At 46.3% G+C, this 17,152-nt stretch carries 16 protein-coding genes and 3 tRNA genes; 14 read left to right on the top strand and 5 right to left on the bottom strand.

Annotation, left to right across the window (positions count from 1 at the left end):
• The first annotated feature begins 6 nt into the window (after nt 1-6).
• Nucleotides 7-426 (top strand): GFA family protein, encoded by a 420-nt coding sequence (locus K0504_RS06430; RefSeq protein ID WP_318837944.1) that lies wholly within the window; start codon nt 7-9, stop codon nt 424-426.
• A 110-nt stretch (nt 427-536) separates the two neighbouring features.
• Here the strand turns inward: K0504_RS06430 and K0504_RS06425 are convergent, their stop codons facing one another.
• Both K0504_RS06425 and ubiT read right to left on the bottom strand, forming a co-directional pair.
• The gene (locus K0504_RS06425; protein ID WP_220103351.1) at nt 537-1,646 is read right to left on the bottom strand and encodes a PLP-dependent cysteine synthase family protein; all 1,110 of its coding nucleotides are present in this window, start codon (nt 1,644-1,646) and stop codon (nt 537-539) included.
• Between the two features lie 78 nt (nt 1,647-1,724).
• Nucleotides 1,725-2,255: a ubiquinone anaerobic biosynthesis accessory factor UbiT gene (gene ubiT, locus K0504_RS06420; protein WP_220103350.1), complete on the bottom strand. Its 531-nt coding sequence runs from the start codon at nt 2,253-2,255 to the stop codon at nt 1,725-1,727.
• A gap of 137 nt (nt 2,256-2,392) precedes the next feature.
• On the opposite strand from ubiT, the gene ubiU reads away from it, so the two are divergent.
• The 8 genes from ubiU to K0504_RS06380 all read left to right on the top strand — a co-directional run bounded on the left by ubiU (nt 2,393) and on the right by K0504_RS06380 (nt 8,065).
• The gene (gene ubiU / locus K0504_RS06415; protein ID WP_220103390.1) at nt 2,393-3,391 is read left to right on the top strand and encodes a ubiquinone anaerobic biosynthesis protein UbiU; all 999 of its coding nucleotides are present in this window, start codon (nt 2,393-2,395) and stop codon (nt 3,389-3,391) included.
• 11 nt (nt 3,392-3,402) lie between these two features.
• Nucleotides 3,403-4,296: a U32 family peptidase gene (locus K0504_RS06410; RefSeq protein ID WP_220103349.1), complete on the top strand. Its 894-nt coding sequence runs from the start codon at nt 3,403-3,405 to the stop codon at nt 4,294-4,296.
• 204 nt (nt 4,297-4,500) lie between these two features.
• Nucleotides 4,501-5,148, top strand: a complete 648-nt coding sequence (gene uvrY / locus K0504_RS06405; RefSeq protein ID WP_220103348.1) for a UvrY/SirA/GacA family response regulator transcription factor — start codon at nt 4,501-4,503, stop codon at nt 5,146-5,148.
• A 20-nt stretch (nt 5,149-5,168) separates the two neighbouring features.
• Complete coding sequence (gene uvrC / locus K0504_RS06400) at nt 5,169-7,016, top strand: excinuclease ABC subunit UvrC (RefSeq protein WP_220103347.1); 1,848 nt, start codon at nt 5,169-5,171, stop codon at nt 7,014-7,016.
• Nucleotides 7,017-7,077: 61 nt separating this feature from the next.
• Nucleotides 7,078-7,626 carry a CDP-diacylglycerol--glycerol-3-phosphate 3-phosphatidyltransferase gene (gene pgsA, locus K0504_RS06395; RefSeq protein ID WP_220103346.1) on the top strand — a complete coding sequence of 183 codons (549 nt, stop codon included), beginning with the start codon at nt 7,078-7,080 and terminating at the stop codon, nt 7,624-7,626.
• A gap of 136 nt (nt 7,627-7,762) precedes the next feature.
• Nucleotides 7,763-7,838 (top strand) — tRNA-Gly (locus K0504_RS06390).
• Between the two features lie 44 nt (nt 7,839-7,882).
• A tRNA-Cys gene (locus tag K0504_RS06385) sits at nt 7,883-7,956 on the top strand.
• A gap of 22 nt (nt 7,957-7,978) precedes the next feature.
• Nucleotides 7,979-8,065, top strand: a tRNA-Leu gene (locus K0504_RS06380).
• A gap of 49 nt (nt 8,066-8,114) precedes the next feature.
• Here K0504_RS06380 and K0504_RS06375 read toward each other — a convergent pair.
• Nucleotides 8,115-9,017 carry a tyrosine-type recombinase/integrase gene (locus K0504_RS06375; RefSeq protein ID WP_220103345.1) on the bottom strand — a complete coding sequence of 301 codons (903 nt, stop codon included), beginning with the start codon at nt 9,015-9,017 and terminating at the stop codon, nt 8,115-8,117.
• Nucleotides 9,018-9,162: 145 nt separating this feature from the next.
• The gene (locus K0504_RS06370) at nt 9,163-9,387 is read right to left on the bottom strand and encodes a DUF4224 domain-containing protein (protein ID WP_220103344.1); all 225 of its coding nucleotides are present in this window, start codon (nt 9,385-9,387) and stop codon (nt 9,163-9,165) included.
• A 622-nt stretch (nt 9,388-10,009) separates the two neighbouring features.
• On the opposite strand from K0504_RS06370, the gene K0504_RS06365 reads away from it, so the two are divergent.
• The 4 genes from K0504_RS06365 (at nt 10,010) to K0504_RS06350 (ending at nt 15,168) form a co-directional block, all read left to right on the top strand.
• Nucleotides 10,010-10,876, top strand: coding sequence for a hypothetical protein (locus K0504_RS06365; protein ID WP_220103343.1), 867 nt, complete (start codon nt 10,010-10,012; stop codon nt 10,874-10,876).
• A gap of 111 nt (nt 10,877-10,987) precedes the next feature.
• Nucleotides 10,988-11,740: a hypothetical protein gene (locus K0504_RS06360; RefSeq protein WP_220103342.1), complete on the top strand. Its 753-nt coding sequence runs from the start codon at nt 10,988-10,990 to the stop codon at nt 11,738-11,740.
• Between the two features lie 916 nt (nt 11,741-12,656).
• Nucleotides 12,657-13,688, top strand: a complete 1,032-nt coding sequence (locus K0504_RS06355; RefSeq protein ID WP_220103341.1) for a protein kinase domain-containing protein — start codon at nt 12,657-12,659, stop codon at nt 13,686-13,688.
• Between the two features lie 19 nt (nt 13,689-13,707).
• Nucleotides 13,708-15,168 (top strand): hypothetical protein, encoded by a 1,461-nt coding sequence (locus tag K0504_RS06350; RefSeq protein ID WP_220103340.1) that lies wholly within the window; start codon nt 13,708-13,710, stop codon nt 15,166-15,168.
• 121 nt (nt 15,169-15,289) lie between these two features.
• On the opposite strand, the gene K0504_RS06345 is transcribed toward K0504_RS06350, so the two are convergent.
• Nucleotides 15,290-15,505, bottom strand: coding sequence for a hypothetical protein (locus K0504_RS06345; protein ID WP_220103339.1), 216 nt, complete (start codon nt 15,503-15,505; stop codon nt 15,290-15,292).
• Between the two features lie 419 nt (nt 15,506-15,924).
• On the opposite strand from K0504_RS06345, the gene K0504_RS06340 reads away from it, so the two are divergent.
• Nucleotides 15,925-17,115: an integrase arm-type DNA-binding domain-containing protein gene (locus K0504_RS06340; protein ID WP_220103338.1), complete on the top strand. Its 1,191-nt coding sequence runs from the start codon at nt 15,925-15,927 to the stop codon at nt 17,113-17,115.
• Nucleotides 17,116-17,152 lie beyond the last annotated feature (37 nt).

Below are 17,152 nucleotides of genomic sequence, written 5' to 3'. Positions count from 1 at the left end.
CGAATCGTGAAAGGCGCATGTAATTGTGGAGCCGTAAGCTTTGAGTTGACCGGCAAAGCGTCTGAAGTGACTGATGTATACATTTGCCATTGCTCGATTTGTCGTAAATCCACGGGCAGTGGCGGTATTGCGGTAATGGTGATCGCAACGCCTGATTTTAGTTGGCTAACGGGACAGACAGCGATCAAAAGTTGGCGTAAGCCTGGCCATGACTGGCACACTCATTTTTGCCAAACCTGTGGCTCTCCATTACCTGGCGCAGACAGTGAAAAGGCGATGTATGTGCCGGTTGGCTTGCTCGATGAACAAGATCGACTCAAGGTTGCTCACCATATTTGGGTTGATTCAAAAGCGGGCTGGGAGCTTATCGGCGATAATGGCAAGCAACACCCACAAGCCTTTGGGACGGCGCCATCACAATCCTAATATCGAGTACGAGTTGAATAGGGAAGGAGCTCGACTCTGGCTGCTGTGCCACCACAGATAAAAGCGAATCACTAATACTGTGGTGGCGGCAAAATGTTTAACCGCGCCTGCTACTTACCTTTATGGCTAGAAGCAAAGCTTGCAGGTTTTGCGAAGTTATCGCCAAACTGACCGTCAAATAAAATGGATTCGACTTGTGCCTGATATGGGGCAATGTCGAAGTCGTGTTGAGCCAGCCAATCGTCACTATAATAGGTATCGAGATAACGATCGCCAGCGTCACAAATCATGGTGAGCATGCTGACTGGTTGATCGGTCACGGGCATGCTGGCCAACAACTGAAGCGTGGCGTACACATTCGTTCCGGTTGATGCGCCAACTTTTCGGTTGAGCATTTTCTCTAGCACTCGAATGGTGGCGATTGAGGCTGCATCTGGCACACGAACCATGTCATCAACCACATTCGGCATAAATGAAGGCTCGACCCGTGGTCGGCCAATACCTTCAATGCGAGGTTGCTTGTTGGTCGTAACGGACGCATCGCCAGATACAAAGTAATCGTAGAACATGGAGTTTTCTGGATCAGCAACGCAAAGCTTGGTATCGATTTGCTGATAGCGAATGTGGCGACCAATGGTGGCTGCGGTGCCGCCTGTGCCAGCGCTCACCACAACCCAGTCTGGTACTGGACTGGGCTCCAAACTTAATTGGCGGAACATGGACTCAGCAACGTTGTTGTTACCGCGCCAGTCTGTTGCTCGCTCGGCATAGGTGAATTGATCTATATAATGACCACCGAGTTTCGCCGCCAAATCACGGGAGGCTTGATACACGTCGCCCGTATCAATGAGATGGCAAATACCACCATAGTGTTCAATTTGTTGTATTTTTTGCTTTGACGTACTTGAGGGCATGACGGCATAAAAAGGCAAGCCGAGCAGGCGCGCAAAATACGCTTCTGACACAGCGGTACTGCCCGATGACGTTTCAATCACTGGCTTACCTTCGGTGATCCAGCCGTTGACAAGACCATACAAAAACAAGGAGCGGGCTAAACGATGTTTGAGGCTGCCCGTTGGGTGCGTTGACTCGTCTTTAAGGTACAGCGTGGCATTGAGTGATGCGGGCAAGTCGAGCCGGATGAGGTGTGTATCAGCCGAGCGCATATAGTCAGCTTCAATCAATTGAATCGCTTGTTGAGTCCACAGGTTTGAGCGCATGCGAAAAGTCTTTTTAAGTTAGGGGATAACGAAGTAAGCGGCGTTTAACGCGCCGCTACATTGAGATTAAATGGTGTGTTACGCATTCGCCGATTGAGCGTGTTGCGGTGACTCAGCTTGTTCAGATTGTTGTGCTTGTTCGACCAAACTAGCTGTTTTATCGAGCGCCAACATCAGTAATTTAGGTAACTGATCCCAGTCAACCGCATCCAACATATTTTTAGCGGCTAAACCTAATTCAGTGTCGCCTTCAATGGACAATTTACGACGGAAAAATAGCGTGTCTGGATCCTGCCGGCGGGCGGCAACCATGAGTAAATCAGGGCTAGCACCAGCAAAGGTTACTTCGGCTTGCGCAGAAGGCGGCAATACCTTCAGCTGATCGTCGAGAACCGTAATGACAAAGCGAAGCCCTAAATCGGTCACATGAACCTGCACGGTTCGTTCGTCCAAGAAATCCAGTTCGCCCTCGGTCACTTGCTCGTTAAGCAGTTGTTGCAATGCCAACTCAAGGGGCCGGCAATACCAACTGAACGGCATTTTCTGCAATGGTAAACGAAGAACTTGCGGGGCATGGTTCACTGCTCGGTGAAGCAATTGTTTGAGCATGATAAAGCGCCATATTATTAAAAAGTTGCAACATTATAGGCATGTTCGGCTATCGCCCTGCTGGGGTCAAATCAAAAAACAACATCAGTACAGTGGTTACAATCGGCAGCACTGAATAAGTGTTGGAATTTTGAATGATGGAACTGCTGAGTCCTGCCGGCTCGTTGCCCGCGCTAAAAGCGGCAATTGACCACGGTGCGGACGCTATCTACCTGGGCTTAAAAGATGATACCAATGCCCGTCATTTCGCTGGTTTAAACTTCAATGACAAGCGCTTAATGCAAGCGGTTGAATACACCAAAAAACATCAGCGACAACTACACATTGCCATTAATACCTTTGCACATCCGGGGCAAGAATCGCGTTGGCAATATGCCGCGGATAGCGCCGTTAACAGTGGTGCCGATGCGCTGATTGTGGCCGATATTGGGGTGTTGGATTACATCGCCAATCGTTACCCAGATACCGAGCTTCATTTGTCGGTACAAGCATCGGCAACCAGTACCGCAGCAATCCGATATTATCAGCAAGAATTTAACGTCAAACGAGTGGTGTTGCCGCGCGTCTTGTCGATGAAGCAAGTGCAACAACTTGCTGACAGTGTTGACGTAGAGCTCGAAGTCTTTGCCTTTGGCAGTTTGTGCATCATGGCTGAAGGGCGCTGCTATTTATCGTCTTACCTCACCGGCGAGTCGCCGAATACCGTCGGCGCCTGCTCGCCAGCCAAGTTTGTTCGCTGGCAGCCAATGGACAACGGCGGCATGCAGACCCGGTTAAATGATTTATTAATCGATCAGTTCGGCCCAGATGAACAAGCGGGTTACCCGACCTTGTGTAAAGGGCGGTTTGATGTGGATGGCGATGTTTATCACGCCTTGGAAGAGCCGACTAGCCTGAACACCATGGCGTTACTCCCCAAGCTCATGCAAGCCGGCATTGCGGCGGTGAAAATTGAAGGCCGCCAGCGCAGCCCCGCTTATGTTGCGGAGGTGACGAAAGCGTGGCGTCAGGCCATTGATCGCTGTGTGGCCGATCCTGCGCATTATCAAGTCACAGCAGAATTAGATGGCGCAATGGCGCAGCTTAGCGAAGGGTGTCAAACCACGCTTGGCGCCTACCATCGAACATGGAAGTAAATGAGGGTTTTATGACGACGCAAATTTCGCTTGGTGCTATTCAGTACTACTGGCCGAAACAAACGGTTGAACAATTTTATCGAGAGGTTGCCGACAGTCCGGTGCAGCGTGTTTATCTTGGTGAAAACGTGTGTAGCAAGCGCAAAGAATTATCACTGAGTGATTGGTTGGCCATTGGCAACGAACTTGCTCAAGCAGGCAAAGACGTGCGGTTATCAACGCTAGCACTCATTGAAGCGCGGCAAGAGCTCGACATGATTACGCCGTACTTAGAGCAGCAAGACTTTGTGCTCGAAGCGAATGACATTGCGGTGGTACAGCTTTGTAAGGAGCGCCAGTTGCCGTTTGTGGCAGGGAACGCGCTTAACATCTACAACACCACGGCGCTTGCTCGAATGGTGGATGCCGGCATGATCAGTTGGGTGATGCCGGTGGAGCTTTCACGTGAATGGCTCAAAGGCGTGCTTGATGAGTCTACGGAACGTGGCTTTCGTGACAAATTTGATGTGGAAGTGCTGGGCTATGGCTATTTGCCGCTGGCCTATTCAGCACGTTGTTTTACCGCTCGCTCATTAGATCGGCCAAAAGACCAATGTAAAAAGTGCTGTTTGGATTACCCAGATGGTCGCTTAGTTAAAAACTTAGAGCAACAGCCTATGTTTGTACTCAATGGCATTCAAACGCAAAGTGGCTACTGCTATGACTTAAGCAATGACACCGCGTCAATGCGCGATTTGGTGGACTACTTCCGCATCAGTGCAAATTCGGAACAAATTCGACCTGTCATTGCCAATATAGAGCAACAATTAGCGCAGCCAAATCCGCAGCAAATTAAGGACTGTCGCTGCAATGGTTACTGGTGGGCAATGGCCGGTAAAGAGTCTGTTACTATCTCAGATCAATAATTAGCCAGAGATGAAAGGATTGTTACTAAATTGCAAAGCTCGGCTGCTTTTTTTGCTTGCGTCGAAGGCCAATGCGCTATAACTTGGCTGGGCTTCGCATCAACTTTTTCAAGTTGTTCAAGAAGCAACCCTTCGCGTCAGGATACGCATTCCATCAATGTAACGGATACAAAACAAGAAATAAGACCGTCTTGAGGTGTTAGTTTGATCAATGTATTTCTGGTAGACGATCACGAACTCGTCCGAACAGGAATTAAGCGTATTCTGGAAGAAGTTCGCGGTATCAAAGTGGTAGGTGAAGCCGAATCAGGTGAAGCTGCCGTTAAATGGTGTCGTGAGCAAGAGCCAGATGTTGTGCTAATGGACATGGATATGCCCGGTATCGGCGGTATTGAAGCGACAAAGAAAATTTTGCGTTTTAACCCTGATATCAAAATCATGGTGTTGACCATTCACACTGAAGATCCACTCCCTAGCAAAGTCATGCAAGCTGGCGCATTTGGTTATTTGTCAAAAAATGCCTGCCCTGACGAAGTTATTAATGCAATACGCCAAGTCCATACCGGACAGCGCTATATTGCCCCTGAAATTGCTCAGCAAATTGCCCTATACCGAATTCAGCCTGGCGCTAGCGACAATCCGTTCCACGATTTATCGGATCGCGAGCTACAGATCATGATGATGATTACTCGGGGCGAAAAAGTGCAGGACATTTCAGAGCAGTTGAATTTAAGTCCTAAAACCGTCAACAGCTACCGTTATCGTTTGTTTAATAAGCTTGAGATTAACGGTGATGTAGAGCTAACTCATTTGGCAATTCGCCATGGTATGCTAGACAGCACTAAGCTCTAATCTAATCAGTTTGCTTTAATATGTCGGCGCAAGCCTCAGAATTCGATTCAAAATCTTTTTTACGCCGGGTGACTCAGTCGCCCGGCGTTTATCGTATGTACGATGCTGAACAACAAATTATTTATGTTGGTAAAGCGAAGAATTTAAAGAATCGCCTCAGCAGTTATTTCCGTAGCAATCAGTTAAACCGAAAAACTAAAGCCTTGGTAAGCCAAATTGCCAATGTTGATGTGACGGTGACGCTAACTGAAGCCGATGCGCTGATCCTTGAAAATAACCTCATCAAAGCTCATCGGCCACGCTATAACGTCTTGATGCGGGACGATAAGTCGTATCCATATATTTTTCTAAGCGATCATCAACACCCACGGCTGGCTTTTCATCGCGGCCCTAAGCGCCACAAAGGGAGCTATTTTGGCCCGTTTCCCTCGGGTGGCGCGGTACGACACAGCCTCAAATTACTGCAAAAAGTTTTTGCGGTACGCCAGTGTGAAGACTCCTATTACGCCAATCGCTCACGGCCTTGTTTGCAATACCAACTCAAACGTTGCTCCGGCCCTTGCGTGCCTGAGTTAGTCAGTGAGGCGGATTACCAACAGCAGGTGCGCCACACCCAGTTATTTTTGCAAGGCAAGCACCAGCAACTGATTGATCAACTGATGGCTGATATGGAGCAGGCATCGATGGATTTAGCCTTTGAGCAAGCGGCAATTATCCGCGATCAAATCCAATCGCTACGCACTGTTCAAGAGCAGCAAGGGGTGAGTGGCGAAACCAACGAAATTGATGTGTTTGCATCGGCTTATGAGCACGGCATGTGCTGTATTCAAGTGCTCTCGATTCGTAATGGCCAGTTGTTAGGAAGTCGTAGTTACTTCCCCAAAATCCCATCAGATACGGCGCTCGAAGAAATTATCGAAAGTTTCATCATGCAGTACTATCTAAGTCACAACAGCGAACGCCATGTGCCAGCTGTTGTGGTTTTAGAGTTACCTGCAGAGCGGTCTGCCATTGTCTCAGAAGCGTTGTGCACGGTGACAGAGCGGCAAATCCATTTGCGCCAAGGGCAACGTGGCGAGTCAAAGAAATACCTAGAGCTGGCAAAAACAAATGCGAGCAGTACGCTGGCGAACAAACTCGCTGATCGAACAACGGCAGAGCAGCGCTTTAGGCAATTGCAGCAATTATTGGAGCTTGAACAGCCCATTCATCGAATGGAATGTTTTGACATTAGCCACACGCAAGGCGATCAAACGGTTGCTTCTTGTGTCGTATTTAATGCCCAAGGGCCAGCCAACGGCGAATATCGACGTTATAACATTAGCGGCATTACTGCCGGCGATGATTACGCAGCTATGGCACAAGTGCTGACACGGCGTTTTAAAAAGCTCGATGATCCAAGCAAAGTGCCCGATGTACTTATTGTTGATGGCGGGAAAGGGCAGCTTGGTAAAGCCCAAGAAGTGTTAGAGCAAGTTGAGTGGCCTGAACAATGTTCAGCTCCGTTGCTCATTGGCATCAAAAAAGGTGATAAACGCAAAGCTCAGTTTGATTCGCTGTTGTTGTCCGGCACTTGGGAAGTAATTGCCGTGGATGCGACGGAGCCGGCCATGCACCTAGTTCAGCACATTCGAGATGAAGCCCATCGGTTCGCCATTAGCGGTCACCGGCAGCAGCGTGGTAAGGCCAAGAGAACGTCCAGCCTGGAGCAAATTCCAGGGGTAGGGGATAAACGTCGGCAGGCGTTGCTCAAAAACTTTGGCGGCCTGCAAGGTATCAAAGCAGCTAGTGTTGATGCGCTCAATCGTGTACCAGGCATTTCCAAAGCACTAGCGCAGCAGATTTACGATCATTTTCATCCAGAATAGAAGGTGTCACGAAGCCGTGGTTAGTGTATAAAGAAGGCTGCTGAAATCCTGTATATGCATTATGTTTACGCTCCCAAATATCCTGACAATTTTTCGAATCTTTCTAATCCCAGTTTTTGTGGTGATGTTTTATCTGCCAGTTGGCGACCAAAACTTTTTCGCGATGCTGGTTTTTCTCATTGCTTCGCTGACAGATTATGCCGACGGCTACTTCGCGAGGAAGTTACAACAAACATCGCCTTTCGGCGCTTTTCTTGACCCTGTAGCCGATAAACTTATGGTTGCGGTGGCGTTAGTGTTGGTTGCCGTAGACTTTAATAGCCTTTGGATCACCATACCGGCTATTGTCATGATCGGTCGTGAAATCGTCATTTCCGCGTTGCGCGAATGGATGGCGGAGCTTGGTGAACGAGCCGCTGTAGCGGTCGGTAATATCGGCAAATGGAAAACCACCGTTCAAATGTTATCCATTGGCGGCTTAGTTTGGCAGCAGTCTGAGTACATGGTTTATTTGGCCATAGCGCTGTTTTACGTTGCAGCGGCACTGACGTTGTGGTCGATGATGATTTATCTTGCCAGTGCTTGGCAATTCCTCAAGAAAAGAGCATAAATCAGCCAGTTTGTTCAGTTTCTGAGTAAACGGCTCAAAATCATCAAAAACTTAATCGGCGGCGGTTGACTGGCGAGTAAATATGGGTAGAATGCCCAGCACGTTTGAGGAGCAGCAGCGCTTCAAACATTGTGATGCGGCACTAGCTCAGTTGGTAGAGCGCGACCTTGCCAAGGTCGAGGTCATCGGTTCGAACCCGATGTGCCGCTCCAAACCTTCTGTTTACAGAAGGTAGGTGTTAAGCACCTTTTGTGATGGCGGGTTGGCAGAGTGGCTATGCAGCGGATTGCAAATCCGTGGACCTCGGTTCGACTCCGGGACCCGCCTCCATCACTTCAAAAATACCCCCGATGCCCGGGTGGTGAAATTGGTAGACACAAGGGATTTAAAATCCCTCGTTGGTAACAACGTGCCGGTTCAAGTCCGGCCCCGGGCACCATTTAAAATCAATAAGTTACAAACCATTCCTGTATACCCATACTTCATTTTTATCTCTTTTCCGAATTACTTTCCGAATACGATTTGTGGTGAGGCTCACTACCAACTGTAGGTACAACCTTAACTTTTCGATCATAAGAAGCAACTTGACGTTCTGTTTTGTGGCCAGAGAAATTTTGTTTCTCGGACCGGGTGCCCTCGAAATCGCTTATACCTTTCGCTTTGAGGTCATGAAAAGTGAAGTCGATAGCAAGCCCACTAGCTTTTCGCGCTTTTCTTTTCGCTTTTTGCCAAGCGGCATTGAAGCCGTTCTTGGTGTAACCGCCACCATTTGATTTGGCTAGTACGTACTTGGTTGGCGCATCTGATAATGACTTGGCCAAGTCAATTGCTTCACGCAGGCGAGGTGACCACGCCTTGATTTGCCTTACATGAGTTTTTGACTGCTCTATATATATGCCAGCGTCAATAACTTGATCCCAAGCCATACTGAGAATATCGCTTTGACGGGAGGCGCAAAGGTAAGCAAGCTCCATCGCCACCCGTACGGCTCGAGGCGCATGATCGTAAACTGCTTGGTACTCTTCGCCTGATACGTATTTGTCTCTAGCTTGTTCTTTGAACTTCTTGACCCCGCGTGTGGGATTTGCCTTTGCGTAGTCACGCTCAACCGCCCAGTTGAAAACGACTGACAGAAACGATTTTTCTCGGTTGGCTTGTGTTTCAGACTTGAGTCCCCGCTTATCCATGTAACGTCGCACGTGGCTCGCTCGGACGGAATTGACTCGCATGTTTGAAAACACTTTGAGAACATTTTTAGAATGCTTTTTGTAATCTTCTTGAGTTTGAGCTGCGAGGGTTTGATACCGAGGACTCGCAAAGTACTCTTCTACTAAGTCTTGTACGAAAACCAATTGACGGTTGTACTGGTCAGATTCCTCTTCGTAACGCAAATGTACCGTCGAGCGCGGCGCCGACAATGAGCATAGGCGTATCGCTCCGCCACCGGGCGGGCGATATTCATAGGCTGATTTGCCGGCGTAAACTCTACGCGGCATCCACGCATCTTTGGGCTTACGTGTGCGCGGCATAGTCCAATTACCTCAGTGCATCGATATTGAAATTATCATCAGCGTTGGGCGACTCATTTTTGAAATGATTTGGGTGCATAGCAGCATGCACCGCGGTCCAAGTCGTTGTGATTTGACCGTGCGTTTTTTCGATAAATACAATCCCAGCACTTGCCAAAATACGACGCTGATCAGCCGTACGCCGGCTACCTGTCAGTGCAATAAGATCATGCTCAGTCAATAATTCAGCCATGGTGATCACTCATCCAAACTTAGTTAAACATGTAGTCAATCATACACACTTCTGAGCAAGTTTCGCTGTTGCTCGGCGACAAAATAAATTACTAAAACAAAGTGTTACGTTGATACGGTGGCATTTTATCTTTATTGGGCTGTTGGACTAATTGATTCTCAAAATGATGTAAGCGCGTTGGTACATTTACTTAGGTAAAAAGTACCAACTAGTTCCGTATGTTTATTTCGTAAATTAAGTTAGTGGGATACGTCTAAATTGTATTTGTTACCAACGTGATCGTCGCTTCACATAACCAACGTGATTTTGGGGCTGAGCTCGATGAATATCGGATGAATATTCAAGAATGTCATTTGAATGAATTTGGCGACCTTAGTATTAGCTGAGAAAAAAAGAGCGACTTGTACTAGAGTTCCTTGAGAACTTACAACAAGGACAGTTCGTCGTGATATGGAAATCAAAACACTCTGTTGCTGTGGCGGTTGCAGTATCCGCTTACGTAGCATCATGCGCTCACATGAGTAATGAGCCCTTTGACTTAGACAGACTGTCTACCCCTCCACAAGAACCAATAACAGATCAAGTTGAGCTGATAAGGGTTAATTATTTAGCTAGGCTGCTTATGCACCAAGAAGAGCGAAAAAAGCTTGAAGGTGAGTTCTCAGAACAACTCCAACAGGAGTCATATAAAGCCGGTGATGGTGCAGTTCAAGCGTCCATGCTTGCAGATTTAGCCGCAGGACAAGCAGGAAGCTCGGAAGGTGATGTGGTATTCATTGCTGCTTGGCTGGCGAGTATTGCGATAGCTTTGACCTCGAGACCAGATAAACCTGAGCAATTCGATGTGATCAGCGAAGCCTGGCTGCCAGAAACGTTTAAGGGTAAAAAAATAGATTCAGTTGCAGATGCAAACCTAGCTCTGTTCGAGCATACAAAAGATAAGATTCACGCTATCGCCGTCTCTTTTGGGTATGATTTAAAATGCTTGCATGGCTGCAAAGGTCGCCATCAACTATATCAGCTTGTCCAAAAAGCTGGTGTGGTTGCCCCTAGGGAATATACATACGTCCCCGAACGTTTCACCATTCGTTTCTATGCCTCACCTTTAAGGCCCGTTTTTTATGATGCCCCGATTAATGAAATTGTTGGCGAAAGAGTTAAGTATCGGACTGGGCTAGGGAATACCTACGTTATAGATATGGTGGCCGAGTACCCTATCAATGAACATGGTGAGCCCGAATTAGTTGGTGCCTCAGACGAGCACCCATTCATAAAGGTTCCCAAAGGTGGTCGCAACATAATGAGTACACGCTTTGGCAGGGAGCTATCCCGAATTTTATTCGATCGTTATGCTTTATTCGGAGCAAACTGGGTTAGACCAAGGCAGCTTGTTTATGATGGCAAAATATACACGTTTGATGGGGTCAGTGTAGATGCAAGAATCGATTCTTACGTTAGCGAACGTACACTACTAACGGTCACAGATTAATTAATATTGAAGCATTGAATGCTATTGCGACGTTGTTATCGCAATGGGTATTGAACCAACCCGGGTTCAAGCTTTTGGATTGACGAAACGATACAAAACCAAGGATTGGATATGAATAGAACACCTACTTATTTGCTCGGCATGTTGATGTTCGGCTGTGCTTCAACTGTCCCAGACAACTATGCCAATCATAGTGAAATGATTAAGGCTGAGTTTCAAGAGCCTCTTTGGATTCCCTACACAACCGACTCGCTTAACATAATTTCAAGACCTAAAGCTAGAGCACCATACGAAGCGTTGGTGGCCTATTGCGCGAAAGATTCAGGTGTTCTGAAGCAAGTTGCCAAAGATGGAAACGTATCGTTAAGGCACGATGAGATGTTGCTAATATCAGGTCAATTCCATTGTCAGGCAGAAAACAAACCGGTTCTTTGGGCTGTGATGATTGATGCAATGAAGGACTACGGCGGCCTCTCGCCAACTCACGGTTACACTCTAACTGTTAGAGAGGCGAACAACAAAGAAGTGTTAGAGGGGTTGATCTCCTCTAAGCCTAGAAAACAAAGGGAGCAAGAGATTCAACAATTCCGCGATGCAGTGCGAGCCAATAGCTATGCAACTTTTTCTAGACTATCTGACGCGCCGAAGTCGATAGGAGATGAAATATGCTCATGGAACAACTTATATGGATTTGTTGATGATGTGTCTAACCATAGAATTCGAATTCTTGTTAAAGGTAAGGCGAGAGTTAACACCCCTGGTTTTTTCTTTCGCCCCGCCCCTGGAAGTTATTATTCAGACGACAAGGAAGAGCATATTTGGGATGATGCTAAGAATTGGGCGGCCTGTGACTATAGCGTCTAATTAATAGGTGATGCCATTTGCAGTGGCAACTTAAGTCTTCGATAGCTCGTGCATCGCTCGGTTATGAAATCGAGCGGATCAAGCTATCTAGAGCTTCGATATGTCGTACAGTTTAACTTGCTCAAACTCGCGGTTACCGTGTTATGGCTCATGCTGTTGGGGCATCAGTTGGTTTATTCAAGGAATTCAAATTGCAGTTGTCATCAGCATCGTATGACATATTGCTGAGCAAAGTGCGCGGTAGTCAAGGTCAATACTGGGTCAGCAAGTCGACTTGTCGTACAAGGTTTTCGTTCCAACGCAGTGCCGTTCATGTGTTGGAATAGTTGCTGCAAAAATATGACGTAAGCGCGTTGGTACATTCTACTTGGAGAATTGTACCAACTGGTTCCGTATGTTTATTTAGAGAATGGTTCCGTTGGGATAGGTCCTTATTGCATAAAATACCAACGGGTTTTGTAGTCCGAAAAACCAACGCATTTCGCTGTCCAAACGGCGTAGTTTTGACCGATATTGCGAATTAAATATTTTAGTGAAAAAGGTTTGATTTGAAACTCGCCTTAATAATCACTAATGCTCAAATAGCCCTCGGCTTCACCTTTCGAGCAATGCGCTAATCACCGATGGCGACGGTCGAATAGAACTCCGGAAGCTGTTGATGTGATGTTGATGAATATCGACTTACTCTGGCCCCATTGGTTGCAACCTTTGCCTCTCGAGATTTTGTATTTCCCTACTGTTAAACAAATCCAGCTTCTCATAACTCAATGTCAAACCTTGATTATTAGTAATTCCGCCCCCACTTCAATAGAATGATTTAACATCGATTGAGAGCGACAGTCGAACTTGCTCGAATGCAATAACTAATAAGCTCTATTACAAAAAAAACCGCATACCAATTGTTAAGAAGGACCTTATGCCGTCTACAGCACTTGAAGGGATTACAACAGATACAGGATGGGTCATCGGCTCGATGATTGATAAGAGGGCCGGCAGTGGAGGAAATTTTTGTGTTCAGTACACAGCCCAATCACCCTCTGGTGAAATAGGTTTTCTCAAGGCTATGGATCTGACCCGCGCCATGTCGTCGGGCAATCTTGAAGCTATCGGTAAAACCATTAATGAGTATGTATTTGAGCAAAACATTCTAAAGGAATGCAAAGGCAATAAGTTAACAAGAGTTGTTACACCACTGGATAGCGGAGAAGTAAAAAGTCCGAACCACCCGGACCCATTCAACAGAGTGTGGTACATCATTTTTAGCATGGCTGATAATGATTTAAGAGGTCAGTATTTGCAAGGAGAAGCCATATCATGGCGAGAGCTGTTTAAGTCACTTCACCATGTAGCAATAGGAATTAGGCAGCTTCACGGCATTGGAATTGCTCACCAAGATATAAAGCCATCCAATATTCTGTGTTACCAAGATAAAGGTTCAAAGATCTCTGATTTGGGTCGAGTAACTAATGTCAGCGGAACTTCGCCATTTAGTAACATTGAATATACTGGCGACCGCTCTTATGCGCCTCTTGAAGCTTGGTTTCCTGGCATGATAAGAGAGTTTAGTGATCGAAAACTATCGGATGTTTTCATGTTCGGAAGTTTAGTTTTTCATACCATTATGGGGGTACAGATTTCGGCCTGCATATTGGAAGAAGTAAAGCTCATCCACCCAAGGATTAACAGCTTGAGTTTCGCTGAGGGGCTGCCATTTTACAAAAGCGCTTTTGTGACAATATTGAACCGTTTTAGCGAGAGGTGCAATGAACTCTTCGACCAACGGATCGCGGATGAGCTAACAAGCATCGTTAAAGAACTGTGCGAGCCTGATCCCGATACCAGAGGTAACATAAAAAAGCTATCGAAAGGGGCAAGGCTGTCAATGGATCGCTATGTGGGCAAGATGAATATGGTCCACCAAAATGCCTGTGTTCTCGGAATGAAATAGTATGACGAATCGAATAGTTATGATGGACAACCGCCAACTCATACCCCGTTGGCATACGTCCAGAAACTTTGACAAGTTTAATATCCCCAAATGCACTGAAACCAAATCAAATGCCCTACCAAAAGGAGACGTTTGGTTTGATCGCGCAGTGAGCGAATTGCAATCCAAGCCTAATCTTGAAAATCACATCGATATTTTTGTCAGACTAATCCAGCATGAGCATCGATATGGCGAACTCTATGAAAGAGTGCTCAGCTACCTGCTGGACAACTTGCAAGATTTACCCCCCGCGGTAAAAGACTTAGTAATACCTAAGTTGAGGAAGTCAGATAGAAGCCATGGCTACTCAACTCAACGAGAACATGTCAGTCTCATTATTGCCAAACTAAAAAACATCATAGTCAAATACCCCAAAGACAGTCTGACATGGATGGATCTTTGCTTTTATTATTCCATCCTTGGAGAAGAAGCTAAGGCAGTCAAATGTGCTCGTATTGCCATATCTATAAGTGGCAACAACTCCTATATTGCTCGCTCTTACGCTCGATTTTTATTGCATCTTAATGAGCCTGAGCAGGCCGAGTACTTCTTGAGAAAGACTGGGTTAATTGATATCAACCCATTAATTCAAAGTGCTTATTCATCAATAGTCACCACTTATGACTTGCGAAAATGGAACTATAAAAAATCGATAAAGCTGATTGATTCGTGGCGGGGCGATCCGTTTTTCTTAACAGAACTGCTGGCTTCACTAGGAACTGAGGAAATCAAGAATGGAGCCTTGAGTCGAGGTAAAGCTAGGCTCGAAAAAGCGCTGCTGACTCCTTCGGAAAATGTCGTTTCACAAGCAGTATGGCTGAACCTAAAACACAAAACAAAAATTAACAATATCCCCCATGACACTCCTTTTGAAGCAAATGTGAACAAGCTTTATACCAGCAAAAATTTTACAGCGTGCCGTGAGGCATTAATGAATCTATTTGCTTTTCAACCTTATTCAACCGCTCCTCTTGAAGATGCCGGATATATTAGCTTGGCTGCTTTAAACGATCCTCAATTCGTCATTGACACATCAGAGAACAGAGTCCCGCATACTCACATGACATTTGGGGAGTTAAACAATTTAGTTGTTGCAAAGTTAATGCTTGGTGACTTTAGTATCGTAAATAATTGCCTAAAACTTATGTCGAACAGAATGGACAAGACCGATATTCATCAGCGCTCGATTTTCTTAGCGACATCAGGAATGGCGTTGATTAAAAGCGGGTTTATCGACGAAGGGGTGGAGCTTTACGATAAATCCATGCTCCTTCTAAAAAACAACAGAAGCAATCGAGCCCTTGGTATTGCCTCTCATTTTTTTGCGCAGCAATTGAAAGAAATTAACCCCGAGAGGTATAAGATATTATCTACTTCAGCTAAAAATCTAGCAAAAACACATGATATCTATGAGATCGTTGATTACTACAACGAGCGATAACAGTGCAGTCTAACGTGCTACTCATCTATGACGTTGGTTTCTGACCATTAACTTGTTACACAAACGAACTTCAAGCTTAGAATCAAAACAATGCTAAGCCCTCAGTTCGTAAAGCGCTCGGTCATAATACCGTGCGGATAAAGCCATCCAGTGCTTCGATGTGTTGCAGTAGTGCTTCTGGCTCTAAATCGTGGCTGCAGTGTTCGGCATAAGCCCTAGGCGTCAAATAAACTTCTCGCCGGCGCATGTATGGTAGTAGGCTAGATGCTCGATTGGTATCACCAGTAATCACTGCTTCAACCAGCAGGCTTTGCATTTTCGTCAGTTCTTTGGTCATGGGATTGGTTCCTGTGGTTTAAGTACGATCCCAGTGTGACTTGAACGCAGTGCTGGACAACACGGCCGTTTGGTATTTGCCTCATTTGTTCCGAATAGGGCAGAGTCCAACCTCTATAAATCAGTATGTTAATCACACCTGATTAGCTATGAATATTCGGAAAAATGGGCTGTAACCCGCGTCATTACACTGTTTTGATATCTGTTTTAAAATCCCTCGTTGGTAACAACGTGCCGGTTCAAGTCCGGCCCCGGGCACCATTTTATAGTTCCATATAGTCTCATTTAATCTCAATTCGCATTGTTTTTCAGCGGGTTAAATGGTTTCTCTGTCCCATGCTGTTCCATGTGATCTTGCGGAATCTCAAGTTTTTGGTAACACTGGTGGTAACACCGAGCCAATGTTACTACGAGGTTCCCTTGGCAAAACCAACTACCTCACTCTCAGACACGCAAATCAAAAAAGCCAAACCACGGGAAAGGGAATACAACCTAGCCGATGGCGGCGGCTTGCAGCTGCGAGTCCGTCCCTCTGGTGTAAAAAGCTGGTTGTTCAATTACACCAAGCCTCTCACTAACAAAAGAACGAACCTGTCTTTGGGCACTTACCCAGAAATTGGCTTGGCCAAAGCAAGGGAGTTGCGCCACGAAGCGCGAACGCTATTGGCGCACGGAATTGATCCGAAGGACCAACGAAGTGAACATTTAGCTGAGCAGCAAGCTAAGTCTACCAACACGTTCAAAGCTCATGCTCAACGTTGGTACGAGTTAAAGAAAAAGAACGTCTTGCCCAAAACTGCTGAAAAAATGCATTTGCGGCTGACAAAGCACGCGCTACCGATGTTAGGCAAGCTTCCGCTCACCGAATTAAAGCCGGGTAATGTGGTTCAGGCACTGGATCATTTAGTAGTCGAAAACAAGATCGATACACTCAAGCGAGTATGTCGCTACATCAATGAGATCATGCGTCTGGCTGTGGCATCGGGTGACTTGGAATTTAACTGTTTGTCTGACGTCACACTACTTTTTCCGGCTCACAAGTCAAACAACCATCCAACACTTAAGCCAGACGAATTGCCGCTGCTAGTCAAAGCTCTTAGCGCTGCAAACATCCAAGCCGGAACTCGCGATTTGATATTGTGGCAGCTCCATACAATGACAAGACCCGTTGAGGCCGCTTCAACGCTTTGGGCTGATGTAGATTTTGAAAAATCGCTTTGGGTCATCCCCAAAGAAACAATGAAAATGAACCGTGATCATACAGTGCCTTTATCACCACAGGCGTTGGAGGTGTTAGCACGCCGAAAAGTTGCAGCAGGACATAGAGAGTACGTTTTCCCTGGCCATCGCAATCCCAAGACCCACATTACGAGCCAAACTGCGAATGTAGCCCTCAAACGTATGGGGTTTGGTGGAAAGCTCGTAGCTCACGGCATGCGTGCGCTGGCTAGCACAACGCTCAATGAAAAAGGCTTCGAACCTGATTTAGTCGAAACCGCATTGGCCCACCTAGATAAAAACGATACCCGTAGAGCATATAACCGTGCTGAATACATTGAGCGGCGGAGGGAAATGATGTGTTGGTGGAGTGCGCTAATAGAAAAGGCTTGAGAGCGATGAACCGCTCTAACCATAGCAGCTCAGGTTA

The organism is Neiella holothuriorum, from assembly GCF_019457915.1.
In the GTDB taxonomy this organism is placed as follows: domain Bacteria; phylum Pseudomonadota; class Gammaproteobacteria; order Enterobacterales; family Neiellaceae; genus Neiella; species Neiella holothuriorum.
The sequence above is the reverse complement of the archived record's forward strand: the minus strand, read 5'-3'. Positions and strand labels throughout refer to the sequence as shown.

Excerpts from the sequence above, each read along its gene's own strand:
- ubiT (WP_220103350.1), bottom strand. The coding sequence starts at position 2,255 with ATGCTCAAACAATTGCTTCACCGAGCAGTGAACCATGCCCCGCAAGTT.
- K0504_RS06370 (WP_220103344.1), bottom strand. The coding sequence starts at position 9,387 with ATGGCTGAATTATTGACTGAGCATGATCTTATTGCACTGACAGGTAGC.
- K0504_RS06360 (WP_220103342.1), top strand. The coding sequence starts at position 10,988 with ATGAATAGAACACCTACTTATTTGCTCGGCATGTTGATGTTCGGCTGT.
- K0504_RS06350 (WP_220103340.1), top strand. The coding sequence starts at position 13,708 with ATGATGGACAACCGCCAACTCATACCCCGTTGGCATACGTCCAGAAAC.
- K0504_RS06345 (WP_220103339.1), bottom strand. The coding sequence starts at position 15,505 with ATGACCAAAGAACTGACGAAAATGCAAAGCCTGCTGGTTGAAGCAGTG.
- uvrC (WP_220103347.1), top strand. The coding sequence starts at position 5,169 with ATGTCGGCGCAAGCCTCAGAATTCGATTCAAAATCTTTTTTACGCCGG.
- ubiU (WP_220103390.1), top strand. The coding sequence starts at position 2,393 with ATGGAACTGCTGAGTCCTGCCGGCTCGTTGCCCGCGCTAAAAGCGGCA.
- K0504_RS06410 (WP_220103349.1), top strand. The coding sequence starts at position 3,403 with ATGACGACGCAAATTTCGCTTGGTGCTATTCAGTACTACTGGCCGAAA.
- K0504_RS06425 (WP_220103351.1), bottom strand. The coding sequence starts at position 1,646 with ATGCGCTCAAACCTGTGGACTCAACAAGCGATTCAATTGATTGAAGCT.
- K0504_RS06355 (WP_220103341.1), top strand. The coding sequence starts at position 12,657 with ATGCCGTCTACAGCACTTGAAGGGATTACAACAGATACAGGATGGGTC.
- K0504_RS06365 (WP_220103343.1), top strand. The coding sequence starts at position 10,010 with ATGCACCAAGAAGAGCGAAAAAAGCTTGAAGGTGAGTTCTCAGAACAA.
- pgsA (WP_220103346.1), top strand. The coding sequence starts at position 7,078 with ATGTTTACGCTCCCAAATATCCTGACAATTTTTCGAATCTTTCTAATC.